Source organism: Streptomyces sp. 2-1 (assembly GCF_048564895.1).
Taxonomy (GTDB): Bacteria; Actinomycetota; Actinomycetes; order Streptomycetales; family Streptomycetaceae; genus Streptomyces; species Streptomyces phaeochromogenes.
On sequence record NZ_CP183383.1, the window covers coordinates 1,597,095 to 1,623,266 of the forward strand.

At 70.2% G+C, this 26,172-nt stretch carries 24 protein-coding genes; 13 read left to right on the forward strand and 11 right to left on the reverse strand.

Going from position 1 to position 26,172, the window contains the following annotated elements; translation table 11 throughout:
• Positions 1-1,494 carry a tripartite tricarboxylate transporter permease gene (locus ACN20J_RS07220; protein WP_189838661.1) on the forward strand — a complete coding sequence of 498 codons (1,494 nt, stop codon included), beginning with the start codon at positions 1-3 and terminating at the stop codon, positions 1,492-1,494.
• 42 nt (positions 1,495-1,536) lie between these two features.
• Here the strand turns inward: ACN20J_RS07220 and ACN20J_RS07225 are convergent, their stop codons facing one another.
• Positions 1,537-2,022, reverse strand: coding sequence for a PaaI family thioesterase (locus ACN20J_RS07225; protein ID WP_419665533.1), 486 nt, complete (start codon positions 2,020-2,022; stop codon positions 1,537-1,539).
• Between the two features lie 206 nt (positions 2,023-2,228).
• On the opposite strand from ACN20J_RS07225, the gene ACN20J_RS07230 reads away from it, so the two are divergent.
• The 9 genes from ACN20J_RS07230 to ACN20J_RS07270 all read left to right on the forward strand — a co-directional run bounded on the left by ACN20J_RS07230 (position 2,229) and on the right by ACN20J_RS07270 (position 12,938).
• Entirely contained in the window at positions 2,229-2,996 is a 768-nt protein-coding gene (locus ACN20J_RS07230) for a class I SAM-dependent methyltransferase (RefSeq protein WP_419665534.1), read from the forward strand.
• Between the two features lie 81 nt (positions 2,997-3,077).
• Positions 3,078-4,223: a FecCD family ABC transporter permease gene (locus tag ACN20J_RS07235; RefSeq protein WP_419665535.1), complete on the forward strand. Its 1,146-nt coding sequence runs from the start codon at positions 3,078-3,080 to the stop codon at positions 4,221-4,223.
• Entirely contained in the window at positions 4,224-5,006 is a 783-nt protein-coding gene (locus ACN20J_RS07240) for an ABC transporter ATP-binding protein (protein WP_190228658.1), read from the forward strand. It begins immediately after the preceding gene.
• A gap of 52 nt (positions 5,007-5,058) precedes the next feature.
• Positions 5,059-6,066 carry an ABC transporter substrate-binding protein gene (locus ACN20J_RS07245; protein ID WP_419665536.1) on the forward strand — a complete coding sequence of 336 codons (1,008 nt, stop codon included), beginning with the start codon at positions 5,059-5,061 and terminating at the stop codon, positions 6,064-6,066.
• A 77-nt stretch (positions 6,067-6,143) separates the two neighbouring features.
• Positions 6,144-7,223 (forward strand): pyridoxal-phosphate dependent enzyme, encoded by a 1,080-nt coding sequence (locus ACN20J_RS07250; RefSeq protein WP_361991587.1) that lies wholly within the window; start codon positions 6,144-6,146, stop codon positions 7,221-7,223.
• Positions 7,220-8,497: an ATP-grasp domain-containing protein gene (locus ACN20J_RS07255; RefSeq protein ID WP_419665537.1), complete on the forward strand. Its 1,278-nt coding sequence runs from the start codon at positions 7,220-7,222 to the stop codon at positions 8,495-8,497. The genes ACN20J_RS07250 and ACN20J_RS07255 overlap by 4 nt, the downstream gene beginning before the upstream one ends.
• Positions 8,498-8,547: 50 nt before the next feature.
• The gene (locus ACN20J_RS07260) at positions 8,548-9,765 is read left to right on the forward strand and encodes an MFS transporter (RefSeq protein ID WP_419668848.1); all 1,218 of its coding nucleotides are present in this window, start codon (positions 8,548-8,550) and stop codon (positions 9,763-9,765) included.
• Between the two features lie 216 nt (positions 9,766-9,981).
• A complete protein-coding gene (locus ACN20J_RS07265; protein ID WP_190228661.1) occupies positions 9,982-10,602 on the forward strand; it encodes a cinnamyl alcohol dehydrogenase in 621 nt (206 codons plus the stop codon).
• A 29-nt stretch (positions 10,603-10,631) separates the two neighbouring features.
• On the forward strand, positions 10,632-12,938 hold the full coding sequence (locus ACN20J_RS07270; protein ID WP_189838653.1) for a glycosyl hydrolase family 95 catalytic domain-containing protein: 2,307 nt from the start codon (positions 10,632-10,634) through the stop codon (positions 12,936-12,938).
• 99 nt (positions 12,939-13,037) lie between these two features.
• On the opposite strand, the gene ACN20J_RS07275 is transcribed toward ACN20J_RS07270, so the two are convergent.
• From ACN20J_RS07275 to ACN20J_RS07285, 3 genes are read right to left on the reverse strand one after another with little or no spacing between them, the layout of a single operon-like run.
• On the reverse strand, positions 13,038-14,732 hold the full coding sequence (locus tag ACN20J_RS07275; protein WP_189838652.1) for a thiamine pyrophosphate-binding protein: 1,695 nt from the start codon (positions 14,730-14,732) through the stop codon (positions 13,038-13,040).
• The gene (locus ACN20J_RS07280) at positions 14,729-15,514 is read right to left on the reverse strand and encodes a cyclase family protein (protein WP_189838651.1); all 786 of its coding nucleotides are present in this window, start codon (positions 15,512-15,514) and stop codon (positions 14,729-14,731) included. The genes ACN20J_RS07275 and ACN20J_RS07280 overlap by 4 nt, the downstream gene beginning before the upstream one ends.
• Positions 15,515-15,567: 53 nt before the next feature.
• Entirely contained in the window at positions 15,568-15,795 is a 228-nt protein-coding gene (locus ACN20J_RS07285) for a hypothetical protein (protein ID WP_419665538.1), read from the reverse strand.
• A gap of 70 nt (positions 15,796-15,865) precedes the next feature.
• Here ACN20J_RS07285 and ACN20J_RS07290 point away from each other — a divergent pair, with 70 nt between their 5' ends.
• Both ACN20J_RS07290 and ACN20J_RS07295 read left to right on the forward strand, forming a co-directional pair.
• A complete protein-coding gene (locus ACN20J_RS07290; RefSeq protein WP_189838649.1) occupies positions 15,866-16,216 on the forward strand; it encodes a hypothetical protein in 351 nt (116 codons plus the stop codon).
• A 149-nt stretch (positions 16,217-16,365) separates the two neighbouring features.
• On the forward strand, positions 16,366-16,752 hold the full coding sequence (locus tag ACN20J_RS07295; RefSeq protein ID WP_419665539.1) for a hypothetical protein: 387 nt from the start codon (positions 16,366-16,368) through the stop codon (positions 16,750-16,752).
• Between the two features lie 2 nt (positions 16,753-16,754).
• Here ACN20J_RS07295 and ACN20J_RS07300 read toward each other — a convergent pair whose 3' ends face one another.
• From ACN20J_RS07300 to ACN20J_RS07325, 6 genes are all read right to left on the reverse strand, one after another.
• Positions 16,755-17,216 (reverse strand): DUF3662 domain-containing protein, encoded by a 462-nt coding sequence (locus tag ACN20J_RS07300; RefSeq protein ID WP_372505278.1) that lies wholly within the window; start codon positions 17,214-17,216, stop codon positions 16,755-16,757.
• Positions 17,217-17,386: 170 nt separating this feature from the next.
• Entirely contained in the window at positions 17,387-18,550 is a 1,164-nt protein-coding gene (locus tag ACN20J_RS07305; protein WP_189838647.1) for an MFS transporter, read from the reverse strand.
• Positions 18,528-19,133, reverse strand: a complete 606-nt coding sequence (locus ACN20J_RS07310) for a GNAT family N-acetyltransferase (protein WP_189838646.1) — start codon at positions 19,131-19,133, stop codon at positions 18,528-18,530. The genes ACN20J_RS07305 and ACN20J_RS07310 overlap by 23 nt, the downstream gene beginning before the upstream one ends.
• Positions 19,130-20,308 carry a type III PLP-dependent enzyme gene (locus ACN20J_RS07315; protein WP_189838645.1) on the reverse strand — a complete coding sequence of 393 codons (1,179 nt, stop codon included), beginning with the start codon at positions 20,306-20,308 and terminating at the stop codon, positions 19,130-19,132. The genes ACN20J_RS07310 and ACN20J_RS07315 overlap by 4 nt, the downstream gene beginning before the upstream one ends.
• Positions 20,309-20,349: 41 nt before the next feature.
• Complete coding sequence (locus tag ACN20J_RS07320; RefSeq protein ID WP_189838644.1) at positions 20,350-21,669, reverse strand: DUF6271 family protein; 1,320 nt, start codon at positions 21,667-21,669, stop codon at positions 20,350-20,352.
• On the reverse strand, positions 21,651-22,712 hold the full coding sequence (locus ACN20J_RS07325) for a phytanoyl-CoA dioxygenase family protein (protein ID WP_189838643.1): 1,062 nt from the start codon (positions 22,710-22,712) through the stop codon (positions 21,651-21,653). The genes ACN20J_RS07320 and ACN20J_RS07325 overlap by 19 nt, the downstream gene beginning before the upstream one ends.
• 557 nt (positions 22,713-23,269) lie before the next feature.
• On the opposite strand from ACN20J_RS07325, the gene ACN20J_RS07330 reads away from it, so the two are divergent.
• The gene (locus tag ACN20J_RS07330) at positions 23,270-24,790 is read left to right on the forward strand and encodes a glycoside hydrolase family 3 protein (RefSeq protein ID WP_189838642.1); all 1,521 of its coding nucleotides are present in this window, start codon (positions 23,270-23,272) and stop codon (positions 24,788-24,790) included.
• 140 nt (positions 24,791-24,930) lie between these two features.
• Here the strand turns inward: ACN20J_RS07330 and ACN20J_RS07335 are convergent, their stop codons facing one another.
• The gene (locus tag ACN20J_RS07335; protein ID WP_189838641.1) at positions 24,931-26,124 is read right to left on the reverse strand and encodes an epoxide hydrolase family protein; all 1,194 of its coding nucleotides are present in this window, start codon (positions 26,122-26,124) and stop codon (positions 24,931-24,933) included.
• Positions 26,125-26,172 lie beyond the last annotated feature (48 nt).

Consider the following 26,172-nt stretch of genomic DNA (forward strand, 5'->3'; position numbering starts at 1 on the left):
ATGGACGCCCTCAACTCCCTGATGGACGGGTTCGGTACGGCGCTCACCCCGATCAACCTGCTGTGGGCCGCCATCGGCGTGCTGCTCGGCACGGCGATCGGTGTGCTGCCCGGTATCGGACCCGCGATGGCGGTGGCCCTGCTGCTGCCGGTGACGTACGGCCTGAACCCGATCGGCGCGTTCATCATGTTCGCCGGGATCTACTACGGCGCGATGTTCGGCGGCTCGACCACCTCGATCCTGCTGAACACGCCGGGCGAGAGCGCGGCTGTGGTCGCGGCCATGGAGGGCAACCCGATGGCCAAGTCGGGGCGCGGCGCACAGGCGCTCGCGGCCGCCGCCATCGGCCACTTCGCGGGCGGTCTGATCGGCACGATTCTGCTGGTGATGCTCGCGCCGACGGTCGCCGAACTGGCGGTGGACATCGGTGCGCCGGACTACTTCGCCATCATGGTGCTCGCGTTCATCGCCGTGACGTCCGTGCTGGGCTCGTCCCGTATCCGGGGGCTCGCGTCCCTGCTGATCGGTCTGACGATCGGGCTGGTCGGCCTCGACCAGATGACCGGGCAGCAGCGGCTGACCTTCGGCTCGCTCCAACTCGCCGACGGTATCGACGTGGTGATCGTCGCGGTCGGTCTCTTCGCGATCGGCGAGGCCCTGTGGGTGGCGGCGCATCTACGGCGCAGTCCGGGCGAGCCCATACCGGTGGGCCTGCCCTGGCTGGGCAAGGCCGATGTGCGGCGGAGCTGGAAGTCGTGGCTGCGCGGACCGGTCATCGGTTTCCCGTTCGGCGCGATCCCGGCGGGCGGCGCCGAGATCCCCACCTTCCTGTCGTACGTGACGGAGAAGCGCCTGTCGAAGCACAAGGACGACTGGGGCAAGGGCGCGATCGAGGGCGTGGCGGGACCGGAGTCGGCGGCGTCCGCCTCGGCGGCGGGCACGCTGGTGTCCATGCTGACCCTGGGGCTGCCGACCACGGCGGTCGCGGCGGTCATGCTGGCCGCGTTCCAGCAGTACGGCATCCAGCCGGGCCCGCTCCTCTTCGAGCGCGAACCCGACCTGGTGTGGGGCCTGATCGCCTCCCTCTTCGTCGGCATGGTGCTGCTGCTCGCGCTCAACCTGCCGCTGGCCCCGGTGTGGGCGAAGCTGCTGCGCATCCCGCGCCCGTACCTGTACGCGGGGATCATGTTCTTCGCGGCGGTCGGCGCGTACGCGGTCGGCGGCGAGGTCATCGACCTGGTGATCCTCCTGATCATCGGCCTGATCGGCTTCGGCATGCGACGCTACGGTCTGCCGGTGCTGCCCGCCGTCATCGGCGTCATCCTCGGCCCCAACGCCGAACAGCAGCTCCGGCGCGCTCTGCAGATCAGCGACGGCAGCGTCACGGGCCTGGTCAACACGCCCTTCTCGGTGACCGTGTACGCGGTGATCGTGCTGCTGCTGGCCTGGCCGCTCCTGAAGAAGCTCGTGGTGCGCAAGCGAGCCGAGGCCTGATCGGTTCCCGGTGCCCCGACGGGCACCGGGAACCTCGTTCTCTCACTCCGGGTGGTGCCGCGTCGCCGGGGGCGCGGTCCGCCGGACACTCCAGTCGAAGGTCCCCCGGCACACCAAAGTCCCCTCGGCGTCGGTGACTTCGGCACCGGTGGAGAACCGGGCCCGGTCGGTCTGCCCGTCGAGGAGCGGACGCAGAGCGCGCCGAGCCTCGTCGGTGAGACGACAGGTGGCCACGAGCCGCCCGCGCGCCGGAGCGAGGAACTCCAGGGAAGCGGCAGCTCCCAGGGGCACGACCCCCTGAAAATCCTCGGGACGCGCCGCGGCGGCGATGATCGCTCCCAGACCCGCCGCGTCCACCAGCGCGACGAGGCCGCTGGAGTGCAGCGAGCCGATGACGTTCGTCACGGCCTCGGGGGTGTCCGACGCCACCTCGGCCGCACCGTCGGCGGCCCGGAGCACCTCGACACCCGCGGTCCGGTGGGCCGGTACGGGTTCCAGCAGCGAGCGCGCCAACGGCGTCATGTCCATCGGCGCAGCGTGGCACGCTCCGCTTACGGCCGGGTGTCCCGAGGGTGCCCAGTGCGTGCGGCGCACACGATCCGCCGACAACCACCGGCAACCGCCGGGAACTCCAGGGCATCCCCGTCCGACCACTGCAGCAGAAGCCCCGCACTGACGAGGCCGTTGCGCTGTGGTGTGCGGCTCGTCCGGACCTGGATCGAGGTTGCAGCTGTATGCACTGGTACGAGGACGACGGATTCTGGTCGGACTTCTCCGAGACCATGTTCTCCGGGCGCAGGCGTACGGAGACGGAGGGCATCGTCGCCAAGTCGCCGCTGCTGGAGTTCCCGCCCGGGAGCCGGGTGCTGGACCTGTGCTGCGGACCCGGTGTGTATCTGGTCCCCCTGGCCCGCCGCGGATACGCGGTGACGGGGGTGGACCTCAGTCCGGTCATGCTGGAGCGCGCCGGCGCCGTGTGCGAGGAGGCCGGGGCCGAAGTCCGGCTGGTGCGGGCGGACATGCTTACGCACGTCGAGCCCCGGTCGTACGACGTGGTGCTGAACGTCTTCACGTCGTTCGGCTACTTCGACGCCCCGGACGACAACGAGCGGGTGCTGCGCAACGCGTACGACTCGCTCGTACCGGGTGGCCAGTTACTCGTCGACGTGATGGGCAAGGAGGTCCTCGCGGGCTGGATCGGGCGGCCCCAGGTCGTCGAGCTCGACGGCGGCGCGTACGTGGTGCAGCGCGACACCGTGCTGGACAGCTGGACGCGGCTGCGCACCGACTGGACGCTCGTGCGCGACGGGATGGCGCGGGAGGCGTCGATCACCTCCTTCCTCTACAGCGCGGCCGAGTTGCGCGCGCTCTTCGAGGCTGCCGGCTTCACCGACGTGTGCTGCTACGGCGACTTCGACGGCGGCCCGTACGACAACCACGCGAAGCGGCTGATCGTGCGAGGGACCCGTCCTGAACTCTGCGCCGATGCGCGGGAACTCTGAGGCGGTCGCGGCCGACTACTGGTGAGCGGGCGGCCTTTGCGGCTGCCCGCGCCCGAACTGCCGTACGGACAAAGGGACTTCATGGCCGAAGCCGTATCCGAGACACCCTCCGCGGAGCCCGCAACCACCGAGCCTTCATGCGATGAGGCGCGTCACGAGGAGCCGCGTCAGGAGCCGGACCGTCGTGGTGCAGGGCGCGGCAGGCTGCTGACCGCGCTCGTGGTGCTCTCCGTGACGCTGGTGGTCTCCGTTCTGGCGGGAATCGCGCTGGGGCCGACCGTCGTGCCGCCGGCCGATGTCGTGCACTTCCTGTGGGCCGCCCTCACCGGCGGCGGGATCGGGGCCGACGAGGTGACCGGGTACTCCATCGTCTGGCATGTGCGCACCCCGCGGGTGCTGCTCGCCGCGGTCGTCGGAGCCGGGCTGGCCGTCGTCGGAGTCGCCATCCAGGCGCTGGTGCGCAACGCCCTCGCGGACCCGTTCGTGCTGGGCATCTCGTCCGGCGCGTCCGTCGGGGCGACCGCCGTGGTGGTGTTCGGGGTCTTCGCGAGCCTCGGGGTCTACGCCCTGTCGGCCGCCGCGTTCCTCGGCGCGCTCGGCGCCACGCTGCTGGTGTATCTGGCCGCGCGTGGCCCGCTGGGGCTGACACCGCTGCGGCTGGTGCTGACCGGGGTGGCGCTGGCGTACGGCTTCCAGGCGCTGATGAGCGTCCTGGTCTTCCTCTCCCCGAACGGCCAGGCCGCACGGACGGTGCTGTTCTGGCTGCTGGGCAGCCTCGGAGCGGCCTCCTGGGAGTCGTTGCCGCTGGTGACGGCGGCGGTCCTGGTCGCGATCGTCGTGCTGCTGCGGCAGAGCCGGTCGCTGGACGTGCTGGCGCTGGGCGACGAGACCGCGGCCAGCCTGGGCGTGGACGCCGACGCGCTGCGGCGCGGGCTGTTCCTGCTCACCGCCGCCGTCACCGGGCTGATCGTCGCGGTCAGCGGCGCGATCGCCTTCGTCGGCCTCGTCCTGCCCCACGTGGTGCGGATCCTCGTCGGTTCCACGCACCGCCGGGTGCTCGCGGTCACGCCGCTCGCCGGGGCCTGCTTCATGGTGTGGGTCGACCTGGTGGCCCGTACCGCCTTCGCGCCCGAGGAACTGCCGCTCGGGGTGATCACCGCACTGATCGGGGTGCCGGTGTTCATCACGCTGATGCGCCGCCGCGGCTATCTGTTCGGAGGCCGGTAGATGGTCCTGTCCCTGCGTGACCTGTCGGTCGAAGCGGCCGGGCGTGCCCTGGTGGACCGGCTGAACATCGATGTGGCCGCAGGCCGGATCGTCGGGCTCGTCGGCCCCAACGGCAGCGGCAAGTCGACCGCGCTGCGCTGTGTCTACCGGGCGTTGAGGCCGACGTCCGGGGCCGTCCTGCTCGACGGCACCGACCTGACGTCACTGAAACTGCGCGACAGCGCCCGGTCGATCGCCGCCCTGACCCAGGAGAGTCAGACCGAACTCGACTTCACCGTCGAGGAGGTGGTGGCCCTGGGCCGCGCTCCGCACGCCCGGGGCAACCATCCCCTCACCGCCCGCGAGCGCACCCTGTGCCGGCAGGCGATGGAACGGCTGGACGTCTCCCACCTCGCGGACCGCAGCGTGCTCACGCTCTCCGGCGGGGAGCGCCAACGCGTCCTCGTGGCGCGCGCCCTGGTCCAGGAACCCCGTGTCCTGGTCCTCGACGAACCCACCAACCACCTCGACGTACGGCACCAGGTGGAGCTGCTGTCCTTCCTGCGCGGCTCCGGGCTGACCGTGCTCACGGCCCTGCACGACCTCAACCTGGCGGCAGCCGCCTGCGACCGGATCGCCGTACTGAGCGCCGGCTCCCTGGTCTCCACCGGCGACCCGGCGGAGGTCCTAACCCCCGAGTTGGTCCGCAAGGTGTTCGGCGTCGACGTCACGGTCGTCCACCACCCGCGCACCGGCGCACCCCACCTGATCTACGACCTGACCGCCACGGCATCCACGACCTGACCGCCGCGGCACCTTCCGCACTTCCCGACGCCCCACCAGAAGGACGGCACTCATGATGCGACCACCGTTGCCCCGGACCTTGGCCGCCGTACTGCTCGCGGCCGGGCTCCTGACCACCGGCTGCGGCGCCGAGGTCGAGTCCGCGGCGAAGAACAAGAAGGACGACACCGTCACCGTCTCCAACTGCGGCGAGGACGTCACGTACACCCGCCCGAAGCGCGCGGTGGCCTACGACGTCAGCGGCGCCGAGAAGATGTTCTCCCTCGGGCTGGCCGACCGGATGCGCGGCTACGTCATGAACAAGCTCGGCGACCCGGCCATCAAGGGTTCGCCCTGGCGCGAGGACTACACCGGGGTCGAGCGGCTGGGGACCGAGCGCATCACCCGCGAGATCGTCGTCGACGCCAAGGCCGACTGGGTACTGGCCGGCTGGAACTCCGGCTTCAGCGAGGAACGGGGCATCACACCGGCCCTGTTGGAGAAGGTCGGCGTCGCCAGCTATCTCCACACCGAGACCTGCTGGGACTACGGCGACAAGAGCGTGGACGCCAAACCGCTGGACGCGCTCTACACCGACCTGGAGAACCTGGGCCGGATCTTCGGCGTCGAGAAGCGGGCCGACGAGCTCGTCACCGACCTCAAGGACCGCGTCGCCGCGCTGAAGAAGACCTGGCCCGAGAAGGGCGATCCGGCAAAGGTCTTCGTCTACGACTCGGGCACCGACCAGCCGTTCACCGCGGGCCGCCATGCCGCGCCGAACGACATCATCACCGCCGCCGGAGCGACCAACGTCTTCGACGGGCTCGACAAGGGCTGGACGACGGTCGGTTGGGAACCGGTGATCGAGGCGAAACCCGAAGTGATCGTGATCGTCGACTACGCCGACCAGCCCGCCAAGGACAAGATCGCCCACCTCAAGTCGCTCAAGAGCCTGAAGTCGGTACCGGCGGTGAAGAACAACCGCTTCTTCGTGATGTCGTACGGCGACGCCGTCAGCGGCCCCCGCAACGTCAAGGGCGCCGAGGACCTGGGCCGTTACCTGCGCGCGGTCGGGCGGTGACGGTGACTCCGACGCGTACCCCACCCGAACCAGCACCCGCACCCGCTCCCCCGGTCCACGAGCACATCACCGACGCGATGAAGGCCCCGGACCTGCTGCGACTGTCCGACAACGTGGTGCTGGCCCGCTTCGAGACTCTGAAGGTCTACGCCGCCCTCGGCGCGGTCCGCACCCTGCTGGAGCGCGGGACCGTCCAGCCGGGTCAAACCCTCGTCGACAGCTCCAGCGGCATCTACGCGCTGGCCCTGGCGATGGCGTGTCACCGCTACGGGCTGAACTGCCACATCGTCGCCTCCACCACCGTCGACGCCGCGATGCGCGCCCAGTTGGAGATCCTCGGGGCGACCGTGGACCAGATGCCGCCCTCGCAGGATCTGAGACTCGACCAGGAACGGCGGGTGCGCCGGGTGCGGCAGTTGCTGGCCGAGCGGCCCGGTCTGCACTGGATGCGGCAGTACCACGACGCCGTCCACTACACGGGCTACCGCGAGTTCGCCGACCTGGTCGACCGTGCGCTGCCCGACGCCCCGCTGACCGTCGTGGGTGCCGTGGGCACGGGGTCGTCCACCGGTGGTCTGGTGGATCCGCTGCGCGAACGCGGCCGGGCCGTACGGCTGTTGGGGGTGCAGCCCTTCGGGAGCGTCACCTTCGGCAGCGAGGGGTTCAGCGACCCCGAGGCGATCATCGCGGGCATCGGCAGCTCGATCCAGTTCGACAACGTCCGCCACGACCTCTACGACACGCTGCACTGGCTCGACTTCCGTCATGCCATGGCCGGTGCCGTCGGTCTGTTGCGGGAACATGCCGTGTTCGCCGGCCTGTCCACGGGCGCGGCCCACCTCGTCGCCGGCTGGGAGGCCGCGCGCCACCCCGAGCGGGTGCACGTGGTGATCGGCGCCGACACCGGACACCGCTACACCGAGCGCGTCTTCGCCCGCCACGAGGAGGCCCTCGACCCGAGCGTCCTCAAGCCCCACCAGATCACCGGGCTCGCCGATCTCGCCCCGCCCTGGTCGGTGATGGCGTGGGAACGGCGGCGCTACGACGTACGCGGGACCGCAGCGCCGGCACAGGTACCGGCACCGCTCGCCGCACCGACCGACGTATCTGCCGCCGTATCAACTGCCGCGACGATCAAGGAGGACCGGGCATCGTGACCATCGCCGCCCTGGAAGCACTCACCTTCGGACTGGGCCGCCTGGCGGAGGCGGCCGGCGGGGCCGGGCACCGGCTGTGCCTGCTGACCGGGGACCGGGCCGTCTACCGCCACGAACTCGCCCACCTCACGCCCGAAGCGCTCGCGGTGCTCGACATCATCGAGGTCGACACGTTCGACGAGTCCGCGTGCGCCGCCGCGCTGGCCGCGGTGCCCGATCTGCGGGGACTCGTCAACTCGACCGACACCTGGAGCGTTCCGGGCGCCGACCTGGCCGCCAAACTGGGCCTCCCCGGGCCGGACCCGGCCGCGGTCCGGCTGCTGCGCGACAAGAGCCGGGTGCGTGCTCTTCTGCACGAGCACGGCCTGAGCCGTGGCCGCGCCCTGACCGTCCGCGCCGACCCTGCCGATCCCTCCGACCCCGCCCGTGCCTCCACGGCCTCCGCAGCCGCCGAGATCCTCCGCGAGATCGGTCTGCCCGCGGTTCTGAAGGACTCGGCGGGCACCTCCTCCCGCAACGTGTGGCCGGTACGCGACGAAGAGCAGCTGCACGCCGCCCTCGCCGAGGCAGCCCAACGCGCCTTCGCCGGGCGGCTGTTCGCGGAGCCTTTCTTCTCCGGCCCCGTCTACAGCGCGGAGACTCTCAGTTGGGAGGGCGAGACGAGGCTGCTGGGCGTCCTGAGCCGCCAGATGTCCCACGAGCCGTCCGTCCGGGAGGAGGCCGCGGCGTTCCCCGTGGCCTTCCCGGATCCCGAACTCGGCCTGCTCCAGGACTGGGTGGGGCGCGTACTGGTGACCGCCGGTCATGACACCGGCTTCGCCCACGTGGAGTTCGTCCTCACCGCCGAGGGCCCGGAGCTGGTGGAGATCAATCGCCGAATCGGTGGTGCCCTCGTCGGTGAGGCGTTGTGCAGGGCACTGGGCACCAATGTCTACGAGGCCATGGTCGACACGGCTCTCGGCCGCCGCCCCGCGCTGCTGGACAGCCCGGTCGATGCCTCCTCGGGACCGGCCACCGGCTTCGTCCTCGTCTACCCGGACCGGCGAGGCACGCTCACCGGCTGGACCGGCCTCGACACCCTGTCCACCTTCCCCGGTTCGCCTGAGTGGTACCCAACCGCCGTTCCGGGAAGGCATGTTGAGCACCTGGCCGATCAGCGAGGCTGTACGGGGATCGTGCTGGCCGAGGCCGCGACGGCCGAACTGGCCCTGCACCGGGCGCTCAGCGCGGCCGGGAGCGTACGTCCGGTCGTCGCGGCCGACGACGAGGGGTGACGCCACCGGCCGAGCCGCCAGGCCGACTGCGATCCCGCCCGGCATGGTTCATCGGGCCGAAAAGCCTCAAAGGGCTGACCGGTCTCAGCGGCCCGCAGTACTTCCTGCTGGCCGGATCGTTCCTCATCCCACTGGGCAGCTTCGCGGTGCTGCCCTTCATGTCGGTGCTGCTGCACGAGCAGTTGGGGATGGGGCTCGGCGCCGTCGGCGTGGTGCTCGCAGTCGCCTCGTTCGTGCAGTTCGCCGGTGGTGTGGTGGGGGCGGTGGTCGCCGAGCGCATCGGGCTCCAACGCACCATGCTGCTCTCCCTGTTGATCCGTACGGCGGGCTTCGCCGGCTTCGTCCCGGGGCTCGGCCATCCCGCCGCGGCCGTCACCGCGCTGTTCCTCGTCTCCTGTGGCGCCGCGCTCTATCTGCCCGCCAACAAGGCGTACTTGGTGCACCGCGTGGCGGACGAGCGGCGCCCGCTGCTGCTGTCGGCGAGCGGCTCCGCCCTCAACGCCGGTATCGCGCTGGGTCCGCTCGCCGCCGCCCCCTTCGTACTCAGCGCCTCGGCAGGACTCTTCACCGCGGTCGCCGTACTGTTCGCGGCCATCACCGTGGGCCACGCACTGCTGCCCGTCGAAGCCCCCGACCACCACCCGGAAGAGGAGGCCGTCGAGGCCCAACATCCGCCCCGCCAACGGGAGAAGCCGTTCGCCGGGCTGCCGGTCCTGCCCTTCGCGGTCACCGTCCTGAGCGTGTACGTCTTCATGTTCTTCCAGCACTACCTCGCGGTCTACGCCGTGCCCCGCACCTCGACGGGGTTCTACGGTCTGGTCCTTGCCCTCTACGCCGTGCTCCTGGTGGTGGCCCAGCCGCTCCTGTCGGACCGGATTGCGCGCATGCCGTATCCCCGTGCCCTGCGACTCGGCTTCGCGGCGCTGGCCGCCGGCATGGCCACGCTCGCTCTCGGTCACCCTGCCGCCCTGCTGGCCGGAGCCCTGCTCATCTGCCTCGGCGAGATCGTGCTCTTCCTCAAGAACGACCTCGAAGCTCTCGCCCGGTCTCCCCGTGCCCCGGCCGTCGTCTTCGGCCACCAGCGGCTGGCCGCCGGAATCGGCGCGTTCGCCAGCGGCATCGCGGGAGGCGAGGGCTACGGACTGGCCGAACGCTCGGGGTATCCCGGTCTCTTCTGGGCCGCGGTCGCGGTGCAGTGCGCACTGCTGCCGCCGCTGCTGATCCGCACACTGCGCCGCCTCCGGCCCGGTCCCACGACCGACCACTGAGCCCTTCACATCGGGTCTATCTTCGACCCACCGCCATCATTGACGCCCTAAGCGGCCAGATCTACCCTTCGTCAGGAAATAGATCCGATGAATTGCTCGAAGCACTCGCATCGCTCTCATCTCTCCGAGGATTGGATTGGCATGCCCCCATCAAATCCATCGAGACGTACCGTTCTCGCCGCCGGAGGCTTACTCGCCGGAGGTGTCGCCTGGGCGATGACCCCGTCGACGTCCTCCGCCGCCTCCGCCACCACCTCCGCCGCGTCGCCCACGGACGGCTGGAGCAAGACCGCGTTCACGTACGGCATGCAGAAGCCGTGGAACCTGGACCTGGGCGACCGGTACAGCAACAGCGGAGGCGTCCACCGCATGTGGGTGTACGACACCGACGAGCCCATGTCGCAGGGCAGTTCCACCGACCCGCGCACCGAGATGCGCTGGCGGCAGGAGTACACGTCGGGACAGCACATGTGGGACGCCGACGTGTACCTTCCGTCCGGCACGAACGGCGCGACCTTCGTGCAGATCCTCCGTGTGATCCACCCGTCGGGCACGCCCGCCACTGACTTCATGCTCAACGCCTACAGCGCGAGCGGCGGCACGGTCAGGGCGTACGACAGCACGGTCCTCAGGACCAACGCCTACAACACGTGGTTCAACGTCAAGCTCGAACACAACGCCTCCAGTCGCAGCGTCAAGGTCTACTTCGACGACGAGCTGGTCCTGACGACCCAGGACCGGGGGCCCGCCACCCGCCACTTCAAGAACGGTGTCTACCACCACGGCAGCGGCCGGGCCGAGGCACGCTTCCGCAACCTCACGTACTGGACGCGGTGAACCATGTCGCAGCTTGGAGGCACCCGCGAATGACCTCTAGACGAGTTGTGCTCGGTTCGGTGCTGGGCGGCACGGCAGCCGCCGCACTGCCAGGAGTCGCCGAGGCGGCGCCCGCGCAAGTCCCGGACGCCGTCGGCGAGGATCTCACGGCCGGTTCCACCGGCGGCCGTTGGAAGCTCCGTAACCGCATGGGCTCGGACGGCGCGTGGACCGACTTCCTGCGCAGGCAGGACCTGGTGTGGCGCAGGATGCCCACGCTGTGGCACGAGGGCCCGTTCCTCGGCGACGGCCGGCTGGGCAGCATGGTCTACAAGGAGCCGGGTGCGAACAGCGTCCGCTTCACCGTCCAGCACGGCGAAGTGCAGGACCACCGGCCCGAGTTCGGCAGTGGCTGGGGCACCTGCCGACTGCCCGTCGGACATCTGACCCTCGATCCGGTCGGCACCATCGGCACGGTCGACTGGCGCCTGAGCCTGTGGAACGCCGAACTCACCGGCATCATCACCACCGACAAAGGCACCCTGACACTCTCCGCCCTCATCCACGACGGAATCCTCGCCGCACGCGTCACGGCCGGCGGCGACGAGGAGGTCCGCTGGACGTTCCACCCCGAGGAGGCCGTCAGCCCCCGGAAGATCAGCGAGGCACCGCCCACGGGTTACGTCGCCAACCCGCCCTGGACCACCCGCACCACCGGTGACGTCGAGCAGATGCTGCAGCCCCTCGTCGGCGGCGGCCAGACCGCGACGGCCTACCGCCGCTCCGGCGACACCCTGCTGCTCAACGTGGCTCACAGCCACCCCTCGGACACCCGGGCCGGCGAGGCCTCGCTGAAAAAGATCCAGCGTGCGGCTCCCTACGGATCGCTCCGCAGGCAACACACCCGCTGGTGGCACGCGTTCTACCGCAAGAGCTTCGTCTCGATCCCCGACGAACGGCTGCAGAGCTTCCACTGGATCCAGCTCTACAAGATCGCGTCGGCCAGCCGCGAGGGCGGGCCCGTGATGGCCACCTGCGGCCCCTGGCTCGAACCCACCCCCTGGCCCGCCGTGTGGTGGAACCTCAACGTCCAGCTGGAGTACTGGCTCATCCACGGCTCCAACCACCTGGAACTCGACTCGCTCGCCAGCACCCTGAGGCAGAACCAGGAACAGCTGATCGCGAACGTGCCCGCCGCGTACCGGGCGGACAGCGCCGGAGTCGGCCGCAGCTCCGACATGTTCGCCAACCGCGGCGTCCCCGTTCCGGGCAGCGGCGGCGAGGCGGGCAATCTGACCTGGGCCCTGCACAACGTATGGCTGAGCTACCGACACAGCATGGACGAGGACCTGCTGCGCGACACGGTGTACCCGCTGCTGCGTCGCGCGATCAACTACTACCTGCACTTCCTCCAGCCGGGCGACGACGGCAAGCTGCATCTGCCGTCGACGCTGTCCCCGGAGTATCCGGTGGTTCCCCCGAAGGACACCAACTACGATCTGGCGCTCATCCGTTGGGGCTGCGGCACGCTGCTGGAGGCGTCCGAGCGCCTGGGCGTCGACGACCCGCTCGCGCCGCGCTGGCAGGAGGTGCTGGCCAGGCTGACGCCGTATCCGGTGGACGGCGACGGCTTCATGATCGGCGCGGACACTCCGTACGCGCAGTCCCACCGCCACTACTCGCACCTGCTGATGGTCTATCCGCTGTATCTCGTGAACTGGGACCAGCCCGAGCAGCGCGAGCTGATCGAGAAGTCCCTCGTCCACTGGCACGCGCTGACCGGGTCCCACCGCGGCTACAGCTACACGGGCGCCGCGTCGCTGTACGCCATGATGGGCCGCGGCGACACAGCTCTCTCGTACCTGAAGAAGTTCTTCGACACCACCACTCGCTACCCGTGCCGGGCCAACACCCACTACACCGAGGCCGGGCCGGTCATCGAGACACCGCTGTCGGCGTCCCAGTCCCTGCACGACATGCTCTGCCAGAGCTGGGACGGTGTCGTACGGGTCTTTCCCGCCGTGCCCGACTCCTGGGCCGATGTCACCCTGCACGACTTCCGCACCCAGGGAGCCTTCCTGGTCAGCGCGGTCCGCAGCGGCGGCGTCACCAGCTTCGTACGTGTGCGAAGTCTGGCGGGCGAGCCGTTGCGCCTCCGGCACGGTCTGACCGGCGGGCGGGTGACCGCCGTCCTGGACGACGGCACCCGGGCCCGCACACATACGGCGGACGACGGCACTCTCGCCGTCGAACTGCCCAAGGGACGTGAGGTGTTGCTGTACGCGGGTGAGCGACCCGACCTCGTGATCGCCCCTGTCTCCCCGAGTGAGCCGGGAGAGCCCTGGGGACTGCCGTAGGCGGTTCGGCGTGGCCGGGCGGCCCCCGAGGAGCAACACCGCTGCCCGGTCACGCCGATACCCCCGCGAGCCACGACGCCGGCCGACCACGGCCGTCGCTCAGTGTCCGCGGAACGCCTCCTCCAGCCACCAGGCTCCTCGGTCCGCGACCACCTTGGCGTCGATGAGCAGGGGCGCGGAGCGTGGCCCGGCGAGCCAGTCCTCGACGGCCTTGAGATCCGCCCGCGTGTGTACGGTCACCGCCTCGAAGCCGTAGCCCCGCGCCACGGCGGCGATGTCCGTCGGCGGGAACTCCACGGTCTCCAGGGGATGTCCGTCCGGCCCGAAGTGGTGGACCTCTGCCCCGTAGGCATCGTCGTTGTAGACGACCACCACCATCGGCAGTCCGAGCCTGCGTACGGTGTCGAGTTCCGCGGCGCCCATCATCGCGCCGCCGTCCCCGAGCGCGGCCACGGGAAGCCGGTCCGGCCGCGCCAGTGCCGCGCCGATCGCGGTCGCGAGGCCCAGGCCGATCGACTGGAACGCCTGCGTGAAGCACAGGCCGTTCTCGTCCGGCACCGACAGGTACATGCACGGGTAGCCCATGAAGTTGCCGGAGTCCACGCCGATCACCCGCTCGGCGGGGAGGATGTCGTCGAGCGCGATGCTCAGCGTGCGCGGGTCGATGCGCTCGCGGGTGCTCGTGTCCTCGTACGGAACGTCCCGCCAGCGCACGCGTGCGGCGATTGCCTCGCCGGTGTCGGCGGTCCGAAAGCCCTGTCCTGCGTCTTGGGACTGCTGCCCTTGTCGGGTCTGTTTCCCTTGCTGGGACTGCCGGTTCGCGTCATCCGTCTCCAGCGCGCGCCGGGCCGTGAGTTCCACGTCGCCGGTGACTCCCAGGTGTACTTCCCGGTGCGCGCCGAGCGCCGATGCGTCGTCGTCGACCTGTACGACGGTGGTGTCCGCGCCGATCAGCCGGCCGTGCCGCATGGTCCACATGTTCAGCGCGCAGCCCCAGCCGACGATCAGGTCGGCCTCCTGGATCAGCTCGGCCGCCAGGGGCGAGGCGAAGCCTCCGGACACGTCGAGCGACCATGGGTCGCCGTGGAACAGGCCGCGGGCGACGGCCGATGTCGCCAGCAGCGCGCCATGGCGTTCGGCGAGCGCCACCAGGGCGTCCCGGGCGCCGGGCGAACGCGCTCCCCGGCCGGCCACGAAGACCGGCCGCCGGGACTTGTCCAGCACCCGCGCCAAGGCCTCCACAGCGGCGAACTCGGGCTCCAGCGAGGCCCGTTCGGGCGGTACGACGGTGAGAGCCGACGCGTCGTCGGGTACATCGAGGACCTGTACGCCCAGCGGGAGGTTGAGCAGCACGGTCCGCCGCTCGCACACGGCTCGCCATACTGCGTCCAGGGCTTCCGTGACGGCGTCTTCCGCCGAGGTCACGCGCGCAGTGACCGCGCCCACCGATCGAGCCAACGCGTCCTGGTCGACGTAGAAGTTGGACCGCGGTTCGGTCACCTCGGCCGCCAGCACGAGCAGCGGAGTACGGCTCTTGGCCGCCTCGGCGATGCCGGTCATGGCGTTCGTCAGGCCGGGTCCCTGATGAACGCTGAGCGCGGCCACCGTTCCGCTCATCCGGGCGTACGCGTCGGCCATGGTCGCCGCGCCACCTTCATGACGTGCGGCCACGAACCGCGAACCCGCCGCGACCATTGCGTTGGTGAGATGGAAGTTGCCCGAGCCGACCACGCCGAAGACCTGACCGACCCCGGCCGCGTACAGCGCCCGTCCGACGGCCTCGGCGACCTTCACGAACGTTCCACCAGGGCGAGCACCCGAGCGGGAGACCCGGACCCCGTGACGATCGGCAGCGGCCCCGCGACGACGACGGAGCCGGTCGCCGGCAGCGCCGCCAGGTTCTGCAACTGGGTCAGCCCGTACTTGTCGCTGCCCATGAGGTACGAGTGGCACGGGAAGGCCGGGTCGAACGAGTGGGCCCCGCCGGCGTCGGTGCCCACCGTCTCTACCCCGAGGCCGATGACGGGCGACTCCTGGGCCACCCAACGGGCGCATTCCGGCGACAGGCCGGGGGTGTGCGGGCCGTTCTCGTCGGCGTTCAGGAACGGCTCCTGCGCATGCGAGCGCGCGTCCCAGCCTGTGCGCACCAACAGCCAGCCGCCGTCGGGCAGCGGCCCGTGCTTCGCCTCCCATGCCTTCACGTGGTCGACCTCCACGAGGAAGTCCGGGTTCTCCCGCGCCTCCGCGGTGAAGTCCAGCACGACGGCGGGTGCGACCAGCCGGTTCACCGGTACGGACGCCACGTCGGCCAGGTCCTTGCCGGTCACCCAGTGGTTCGGGGCGTCGAAGTGGGTGCCGGTGTGCTCGCCGCTGCGGAAGTTGTTCCAGTACCAGGCCGGTCCCCGGTCGTCGTACCTGCTGATCTCGTCCAGCTCGAACACCGCCGTCTGGCCGAACTCGGGCGGCAACTGGAGTACCGGCGTCGTCGACGACAACGGCGCCGTCAGGTCGACGACTTCGATCGCCCCACTCCGCAGCGCGGACACCAGCGAGGCGAGGACGGACGGCTCGGGCATGAAGACCTCCATGAGGCAGCGCGGAACTGACAGCATGGCACCGGACATGACGATTACGGTTCCGTGGTACTCACAGTCCGGTTGAGTCGGTCGACGGTGATGGACGGGGGCACGATGTTCGGAGGGCGTACGGCCGCGATGGCGGCGGCGGTGATCGCGGTCGGGGTACTGGGACTGACCGGCTGCACGTCGGGCTCGGGCGGCGATTCGGCGAAGTCACCGGATGCGGCGACAGGCACGGCGAGTACTGCGGTCAGTACCGCGTCTCCTTCCTCCGCCAAGCCGCCGGTCTCACCCACGCCCTACCCGTCCGATTCGGCTTCGGCTTCGGCTTCGAGGAGTCCCTCGCCGGTGCCCGTCACCGGGCCCAAGCAGAAGCTGGTGACCATGACGGTCACCGGCGGCTTCGCGGGGGTCAACCAGAAGGTGGTTCTGCGGGGCGACGGCAGCGTCCTCGCCGAGGACAAGGGCGACCCCGTGGTGCGCCGTACGAGCGCGGCCCAGTTCAGGGAACTGCGCACGCTGCTCGGCGATCCGGCGCTCGCCGATGTCCCCGAGTTCACGATCGACACGGGGGCGGCCGACATGTTCCAGTACGCGCTGCAGTTCAACGGCCGCACGGTCATGACGGACCGCTCCGCCGACCAGCCCGCGCTCGACCGCCTCATCGACGCGCTCAGCGAATGGCTGCCGGGGCGCTGACCTCGTAGACCGAGCGAGGCAGGGGCTCATAAGCGAGGCAGATGTTGGGCGCAGGGGCACGTAACTCGTGATCATGCCCCTCGTTGGTCCGGCCGGACATCGAACACGACGCCCGGTCGGGCCCGGAAGACTGCTTGAGGTCACTTCACATGCGCAGCATCACCAAGAAGATCACCGCGGGGATCGGCACCCTTGCCGCGGCACTCGGCTGTGTCGTCGTCGCGGGGCCGCCCGCGGCGGCGTCCGGCAAGTGGTGCAACCACTCCGTCTGCATCGAGACGTACGACACGGGCACCTACCTGGGCAGGGTCGAGGTCTCGGTCACCAACACCAACCAGCCGCACCGCATCAGCGCCCGTGTCTGGACCACCAACGGCTGGGCCGCCAACACGAAGGTGGAGGACGTCTCCGCGTTCAGGACCTACCGGGACCAGGCCTACCCCCAGCGCAAGTTCCCCGCGGGCACCCGGCTCTGCGCGGAAGGCTTCCGCGGCGGCGCGAGCGTGGGCCTGCCCTGCGTCACGCTCACGAACTGACGTCAGTGGTGGAACGACTCGGCCCGTACATGGCGCATCACGCGGCTCGTCACCCGGTACCGGCCGTTCGGGACGGAGGGCGACTTGGTGACATGCACGGCGAGCGGTCCGGCCCAGGCGTAGCCCCGGCTCTCGCCGTGCCGGAGGAGGCTGTCGGTGAGCGCCTGGTCGACGCGACCGCCGTTCCGTTCCAGTTCCTGGTGGACGGACTCGGGCAGTTCGACACCGTAGGCGTTGGGGACGACGACCAGGTTCTCGCTGCACACGACGGCGTGGTCGTCGCACTCCCTGCGCAGGGCGGCGAGCAGTTCGACCGGTTCCTTGTGGCGGAACTGCGCGAGCAGCGACGCTCCGAAGCGCTCCATCGCTCGTTCCAGACCCGTGAGTCTGCTCGCGGCCTCGGGCTGCTCCGGCGCCGGGTCGTTGTTCGCGGTCTTGCGATGTTTCCCTTCGGGGACGGTCACGGCGGGCGGATCTCCTCGGTCGTGTGAATTCGTGTCGTTGTGCTCCATTCGTCTCCAGGTTCCCCGTAAGGGGAGAACGACTCTTCCCCGGCGCGTGCCGGGGCAGGTCCCGTCGGCAGCACTGCCTACGGGACCTGCCCATGACGGAATCGACGACCGGCCCCAACGGGTCAGCTGCTGGCCGGTGTCCAGCGGATCTGGGTACTGCACAGGGACACCAGGACCGCCGCCGCCGCGACCACCCCCAGCCCCCACACCAGGCTGCTGGCGTTCGCCACGAAGCCGATGAACGGCGGTCCGGCCAGCAGGCCCGTCGTACCCGTGGCGGCGACGAGGGCCAGCGCGTCCGAGCCCTGTTTGGCCGCGGCGACGTACACGCACGGGGTGACTGCCGCGCATCCCAGTCCGACGCAGGCGAACCCGATGAGGGCGGGGACCACTCCCCCGCTCACCAGGGCGAAGGCCAGCCCGGCGGCGGCCAGCGCGCTGCCGAGGAGAACGACCCGTCCGTCGCCCCAGCGGCTGCGCCAGCCGTCGGCGAAGAGGCGGGCCACCACCATCATTCCCGAGACCACGGCGATGCCCATGGGCGCCAGTTCCGCCGACGCCTTGGCCACGTCCTTCATATAGAGGGCGGACCAGTCCGTCATGGCGCCCTCGGTCACGGTGCCGAACGCCATGGCGCAGCACATCCACAGCGTCATACGGGACGGAAGGTTCCATCTGCCGCGGGCCTTCCGCTCCTTCTCCTCGGCGGGCGCGTCCTCGGAGAGGAGACCGGGGCGCGCGGCGGCCGTCAGCAGGACGAGGATCACGGCCGCCACGCCGAAGTGCGCCACGATCGACGAGGTCGCCGCGTTCATGCCGGAGGCGAGGAGCGCCGCGAGCAACGAGCCACCGCTGAAGGTCGCGTGCAGTCTGGCCATGGTGTTGCGTTCGTGCCGCGACTCAAGGGCAGCGCCCTGCGCGTTCATGGCGACGTTCAGGCATCCCACGAAGACGCCGTCGACGCCCATGACCAGCAGGGCGACCGGATAGTTGGGCGCCGCGGCCAGCGCCAGGAGCAGGACGGTCAGGCAGAGGGCCGACAGGAGCGCGAGCCGCGCCGATCCCAGCCGCTTCATGAGCACCGGGACCAAGGGGAACGACGCCACCGCGCCGATCCCCGCCGCCATCAGCAGCACGCCCACCTCGGCCGCGGTCAGGCCGAGTTCCACCTTGATGGCGGGGATGCGCGCGGCCCAGGTGGCGTACTGGAAGCCGAGGGAGCAGAACAGTGCGGCGATCGCCAACTGGCTGCGAAGGAAGGGGTCATGGACACGGGACACGCGCATCAGCTCGCTTCGTGGGGACGGAGGGGCCGCGCGGCACCACGCCGGTCGGCTCAGGCTGTGCACCCAGGTCGGTCGGCACCGCCTTGGACATGTAGACGGCGTTCGCGCCGTAGCCGCCGGGCGTGATCCCCGGGTGTGCGGTGTAGCCGCGGGCCGACCAGAACGTGTCGCTGCGGCCGACGGCGATCAGCGAGATCCGTTCGTACCCTCGCGACCGGGCCGTCAGGGTGAAGTGGTGAAGAAGGCGCTGGCCCAGGCCCCTGCCGCGAAGCCCCTCCTCGACAACGATGTCGTGGAGGTGAATATTGCGAGTTGCGGGCGAGGGGTGGGGCGGGACCACCGCCTCCTCCGCCCGTTCCAGGTCCGGATACCTGAGGGCCGGATAGGGCAGCGCCAACAGGTAGCCGGCCGGCCCGGACCCGACGTCCAGGACGAAGCACGTACCCGGCGAGATCTCCGCCCGCGACCGCAGCGCCGCGCGCCCCTCCGACAGCCCGAGCCCGGCGTACGCACGGGACTCGATCGCCACGATGCCGTCCCAGTCGGCCTCGGTGATGTGGCGTATGTGTACGACGTCGGTCACGGCCGTCCCGCCCTCGTCCAGGTGTACGGGAGCGGATCGAAACCGTTGAAGCCCTGGGTCATGTAACTGATCGCGTAGGCCCCGCTGGACATCACCCAGACCGGATCCCCCGACGCCAGGTCCTTGGGTACGTGGACAAGACCGCCGTGTTCATGGAGGTACGCGTCGTCGCTGTCGCAGGTGGGACCCGCCACGACGGCGGGAACGTACTCGGAGTCGGGGTGCGTGGGGAACACGAGCCGGTACTGCAGCGCGTCCATCTCGTAGAGCCCGTTGAACTTGCCGCAGCTCAGGTAGAGCCAGTGCTGCCGCTCGCCGTCCGGTCCCCGCCGCTCGGCGAGCCGGGCCACATGGGCCCGGATGGCTCCCTGGTCGGCGACCAGATGGCGCCCGGGCTCCATGACGAACCGGAGGTGGTCGCCGTGAACGCCCTTCAGGTACCGCATTCCCTCCCGGATCACGGCGAAGATCTTGTCCATCGGCGGATCCAGGGGCATGCCGAACCTGTCGAGGTATCCGAGTGCCGGAAGACCGCCGCCGAGGTTGACATGGTCCAGGGTCATCCCGCGCCGGCCCAGGGCGGTCAGGACGTCCGCCAGGGATTCGACGGCACTGTGCCAGGCGTCCGCCGTCATCTGCTGGGACCCGACGTGCACGGACAGGCCCGAGGGTGTCAGGCCCTGTTCCCGCGCCGCCTCAAGCACCTGTACGGCGTCGGCGGGCGAGCAGCCGAACTTGTTGCTGAGGCCCCACAGTGCCCCTTCCCCGCTGGTCGTCAGCCTGCAGAACACCCGGGCGCCCGGGGCATGGGCCGCGATGGCCGCCACGTCCTCCAGGCTGTCGGTCGCGAAGTCCCTGACGCCGAGGCGATGGGCGTCGGCAATGTCCCGGTCGGACTTGACTGTGTTGCCGTAGTGCATGCGGTCGAGCGGCACCCCTGCCCGCAGCGCCTGTTCCAGTTCACGCGGGCTCGCCCCGTCCACTCCGGCGCCGATTGCCGCCAGACTCGCGAGCACCTCGTCCACCGGACAGGCCTTCATCGCGAACCGCACGAGGACTTCGGGCAGTTCGCGCCGCAGCGTTTCGTAGCGGTCCTCGATACCGGTCAGGTCGAAGACGATCCGGTCGTCGTCGGCGGTCGCCAGTGCAGTGCGAAGGGCCGCGGACCCATGCATCGCCGACCAGTCCCCCGCTGCCCCATGCGTCGTGGCCGCCCTCACCCCGGCCGCCCCGGTGACGGGTTTACGGGGGTGTGCCGGGCCGCGTGCACCAGCGGTCCCCACGCCTCGGTCAGGAGGGCGAAGTCCTCCATGTCGCTGCGGGCCTCGTCGAGGAGCCGTTCGCGGCGCGTGGCCAGGTGGTCGGCGAACTCTGCGTACGCGCCGCCCAGTTTCCGGTACGCCGTGTCGAGGGCGTCCAACCGCTGGACGTTCTCGGTGCGGTCGAGCCGCGTGCTCTCACTCACCAGCCGGGCGATGACGGACGCGCGCACCTGTCCCCGCTCGTCGGTCAACTCCGGGCCGGCCTCGGCCATCCCGTCGTAGATGACGTTGAAGTAGAGCATCGACAGCAGGAACTTGACGTAGCGCAGCTGGTACGCCGTGAAGCCCGCGTCCGTTCTGCGTTCGCCGGTGTAGAAGTTCTCGATGTTCCGGTTGTGCAGCACACCGGGCAGCGCGGCGTCGTGGACCAAGTGGATCAGGAAGTAGTCGCTGCCGATGGTGTCGGTGGCCGGTGGCAGCGGCACGTGTTCGTGCACCCCGTGGAAGCTGATGTTGCACATGTCCACGCGCATGGGGTCGACCAGGGCGAGCGTCGAGTGGTCCCGGACGAACGGGTCCGTGCCCGCGCCGCGGAAGGACTCGTCGACGAGTTCCCTCTTCTGCTCGGCCGACCAGTGGCCGGGAGCCCAGAGGCTGACCAGGTCGAAGTAGACGTCGTGGTCGATCCGTTGGACCTCGCCGATGTCCACGGACAGCTCGCCCACGAAGGAGCTGCCCACCATCGCGACCCGCTTGTCCGCGTGTTGGGCGGCCAGCGCGTTCTCTGTGACGTGGTGCGCGGCGTCGGCCGCGCGTCTGCCGAGCGAGGTGAGTTCATGGTGGACGGGGAAGACGGTCTCGCCGTTCAGGACCTGGTACCGGCTGTCGGAGTCCCTGCGGTGCACGGACTCGCAGCCGAGTGCGGCGGCGATGAGGAACGCCCGGTTGGTGCAGGCACCGTAGGAGAGACCGGCGGGGAGCATCAGTTCCAGCAGGAGGTCGGGCTTGGTGGTTCCGGCCCGGCCGATCGCCCGCTGGAGGAAGTCCCGCTGCCGTGCCTCGTCGAGGTGATGCACGACGATCCGCGGGCCGACGGGGAGGCGGCGTACGGTCTCGGCGTGTTCCGCGTAGGCGGGTGCGTCGCAGGAGTCCAGGATCAGCAGGTGCACCTCGGTGTCGAAGTGCTCGGCCGCGTAGGCCGCCTCCTCACCGATGGCCTCGATCGTCGCGGAGCAGGGCCTGTTGGTGGGAAGGGTCAGACATATTCTGCGCATGCCGCTTCTCCGACCGGCTCGTCCAGTTCCGGACCGTTCCAGGACGCGAGGCCCAGCAACTTGGCTCCCAGTTCGCTGAGTTCGGCCCTGCCGTACCTCAGGGACTCGTGTCGCACGGCGTCGCCGAGCAGGGTCGCGTTCCAGTCCGGTGTGCTGAGGGTGCGCCATGACTCGACCCGTGAGTCCCTGAGGGTCTGGTGGGTCTCCAGCGCAGGCATCATCGACAGGTACTGCACCGCCCGCACACCGTTGCGGGTTGAGGTGTTGGGGGCCACTCCGTGGGCCAGCATGCCGTTGAAGATCAGCAGGTCGCCGGCTTCGAGTTCCGGTCGTACGACGGGGAATTCGGCCTTGTCGATCCTGGGCCGGATCGGGTCACGGTCGTCCGGCTGGAGTGCCTTCCACCGGTCAAGCTGCCGGAACAGCTCGGGGCAGCACTGGAAACCGCCGAGTTCCGGACTGGTGTCGTTGAGGGCGATGATCCCCTGGACCCGCTGCGGCGGTATGCCGAGCGTGGTGTCGACGTCCCAGTGCAGCTCGATGTCGAAGCCCTCGTCCGTGCTCGGGATCAGGGCCCGGTCGCGGTTCTTGACGTTGGGCGGGTTCAGGTTGAGCCGGTCGAGGGTCACCCACAGCTCTTCGCAGTCCCATACGTCGACGAAGGCGTCGTAGACCCGCTGCGCCTGGCGGCTGTCCCAGAGGAGTTGGTGCTGGTAGGCCTCGACGAACCCGTAGATGTGCAGGTCACGGTCGAGGTCCGAGCGGTACTCGCGCTCCTCGTACCAGGTGTCCGGGCGCTCGGGGTCGAGTCCTTGGAAGTCCCAGGTGAAGTCCAGCAGGCGCCGGGCGGCCGAGGCCGGGATGGCCTGCTTCACCACGACGTAGCCGTACGTCTGCCATAAGGCCAGGTCCTCCTCGGACAGCACCCTGAGCGGGATGGTCTTCTTCAGGTCGCGCAGCGGGGTCTGCGCCAGATAGGTCTCGCCGTCCGAACTGAAGTAGGGGACGCGAGACGCGGCTCGATGGAGATACTCGTCAGGCATGGGCGTGCAGTGCTCCGGACCTCGGGGTTCCCCGCCGACGGAGGTGTCGATGAGGACGGGAACGCGGTCACCGGTTGCTCGCGGCACGTGAATCGCGTGGATCCGGACGGGCGGCGGTCTGCGCAGCCCGCTTCCGGACGCGCACCGGCGCGCTGTACGACGGCACCGGAAGCAGCGCACGTCGCACGGCATGAAGAGAGACGGCCGGCCTGCAGGGTCACTGCATCGAGTGCCGCGCCAGCCCCCTCGAACTCGCGTGCCACTAATTTGGACTAGACCAACCGCCGTGTCAAACATGGTCGTTGACTGCGTGTCGCACCCAAATCGCCTGCGCCGAAGACCTGTTGAGGACCCCCGGAAGGCGGATCACCTGGCACAACAGCCCCAGGACAACGCCCACGCGGCGGCCCAACCTGCCTCTTGACACGAGCGGTTAGCCTGAGCGGAGACTCATTGGTCTGTACCAAGCTGTTCTGTTTCAAGCCATGTCGTGGTGTCGATGCGTCGTCATCGGCGGCACCGACACACGGGCCCTACCCGAAAGGCGAACGCACTCGATGGTCTCCAGCAAGCACAGCAAGGAGTTGCGGCGGCTGGCGCTCTCCGTCCTGCAGCCGGGGTTCGTGGGTACCGAGGCACCGGACTGGGTTCTGCGCGAGATCGGCGACGGGCTGGCATCCGTCGTGCTCTTCTCCCGCAACATCGTCTCGCTGGACCAGGTCGCCCGGCTGACCGGTCAACTGCGTGCGGAGAACCCCGAGTTGATCATCGCCATCGACGAGGAGGCCGGTGACGTCACCCGTATCGAGTCCGCCACCGGCTCCACCCGGCCGGGCAACTTCGCCCTCGGAACCGTCGACGACACCGAGCTCACCGAGTCCGTCGCCGCCGGTCTCGGCCGCCAACTGCGCGCCATCGGCGTGAGTCTCGACTACGCGCCCAGCGCGGACGTCAACTCCAACCCCGACAACCCGATCATCGGGGTCAGGTCCTTCGGCGTGGACCCGAAGGTGGTGTCCCGGCACACCGCCGCGTGGATCCGGGGGCTTCAGTCGGCCGGGGTCGCCGCCTGCGCCAAGCACTTCCCCGGGCACGGCGACGTCGCCGTCGACTCCCACCACGGCCTGCCCACCTACGGCGCCGACCGCGAAGAGATCGTCGCCCAGGCCCTGCCGCCGTTCCGGGCCGCCCTGGACGCCGGTGTTCGCGCGGTGATGAGCGGCCATCTCCTGGTGCCCGCGTACGATCCCGACCTGCCCGCCACCCTCAGCCCGCGCATCCTGGGCGACCTGCTCCGCGGGGAGCTCGGGTTCGAGGGGATGACGGTCACCGACGCCATCGAGATGGGTGCCGTCACCGACCTCTACGGCATCGACGGCGCCACCGTGAAAGCCGTCGCCGCCGGTGCCGACGCGGTCTGTGTCGGCGGCGAGAACGCCGAGGAGGCCACCGTCGGCCTTCTCGCCGATGCTCTCGCCGATGCCGTGGTCTCCGGCGACCTCACCCGGGAGCGGCTGGAGGAAGCGGCCGGGCGCGTACGGGAGTTCGCCGACTGGTCGGCCGGCCTGGTCCAGGCCGACACCGTCGACGCGATCAGCAGTGACATCGGTTTCATGGCAGCCCGTCGCGCCATCCGGCTGGCCGGAGCGGCGAGGGACGCCCTGCCCCTGTCCGCCGCGCCTCATGTGGTGGAGTTCGTGGCCACCACCAACCTGGCCATCGGCAAGGAGACGCCCTGGGGTGTCGCCGCCCCGCTGAGCGAGCGGCTGCCCGGCACGACCACCGTCCGGGTGCGGCACCAGGAGCTGGACTCACGGACCGCCGCCATCAGCGCCCTGAAGACCTGCGCGCTGGAACCGGCCGCCGGACGGCCCTTGGTGGTTGTCGTCAGGGACGCCTCCCGGCATGCGTGGATGGCCCGCGCCCTCGCGGACCTCATCGCGGCGCGTCCCGACGCGATCGTCGTGGAGATGGGTCTGCCGAGTGCCGCTGTTCCGGGGGCGGTACGGATCTTCACCCATGGCGCCACCGCTGCCTCCGGGGTGGCCGCCGCGGAGGTGTTGGTGGGGGCTCGGTAGGCCGTTGGGCGCGGCTGGTCGGCCGTGGGTCCTGGTAGGCCCTGCGTCCTGGTAGGCCGTGGCTTCTTGGGAGGCCACGGCCTGTCCCCGCACCGGAGCAGGCCCGTGTGCCGGCGTGCGCTTCGGGGCGGCCCGCGCCCTCAGCCCGATGCGGCTGCCGCCTCCGTCGCCGCTGCCCGGAACGGGCGGAAGAACGCGCGCACCTCTTCCGCGTACGACTCGGGCTCCTCGAACGGTGCGAAGTGCCCGCCGCGCGGGGGTTCGGTCACGCGTACGGCGTTCGTGGTGCGTTCGAGCCAGGCCCTCGGTGGGCGCACGACGTCGCCGCGGAAGAGTGAGAAGCCGGACGGTACCTCGACCCGGCGGGCGAGTTGTGCGGGCGGGATCGCGCCGTTCGCGTTGTACATGCGCATCGACGAACCGATCGTCCCCGTGAGCCAGTAGAGCGTGACGTTCGTGAGGATCTCGTCCTTGGTGAACGCCCGCTCGATGTCACCGTCGCAGTCGCTCCACGCCCGGAGCTTCTCGACGATCCACGCGGCGAGGCCGGCCGGTGAGTCGGTGAGCCCGACGGCGGCGGTCTGGGGCTTCGTGCGGTGCATGGCGGCGTAGGCGCCCTCGGTCGCGCTCCAGGCCCCGACGCCCTCGATCCAGGCGCGTTCCTCGGGCGCGAGGTCCGCCGGGTCTCCGGAGAACACGGGCAGGCCTCCGTCCATGCGGTGGACGGCCACGACCCGGTCGGGGTGGTCGAGCGCGAGGTAGCGGCTGACATGGCTGCCGATGTCTCCGCCCGCCGCACCGAACCGCTCGTAGCCGAGGACGCTCATGAGCTCGGCCCACAGTCCGGCGACGGCGATGGAGTCGAGCGGCGGGCCCGTGGGACGCTCGGAGTACCCGAAGCCCGGCACGTCGGGAACGACCACGTCGAACGCGTCGGCGGGGTCGGCGCCGTGCGCGCCGGGATCGGTGAGGAGCGGGATGACCTTCGTGTAGCGCCAGAACGAGTCCGGCCAGCCGTGGGTGAGGACGAGCGGCAGGACCGGCCCGGTCGGCGCGACGGCCCGGGCGTGTACAAAGTGGATGCCGAGGCCGCCGAGCGGGACGCGGAAGCGGGGCAGCCGGGCGAGCGCCGCCTCCTGCGCGGGCCAGTCGAACCCGTCCGCCCAGTAGGCGATCAGCTCGCGGAGGTAGGCGATGTCGGTGCCGAGCGACCACCCGGCGTCCTCGGGCGCATCCGGCCAGCGCGTCGCGCGCAATCGCGTACGGAGGTCTTCGAGCACCGCGGGATCGGTGTGCGGTGCGAACGGCTCGGGGCGGGGCGAAACGTCCGACATGCGACGCAGCCTACAAGCCGCGCCCCGGCGTGACCGCGCTGCCTCAAC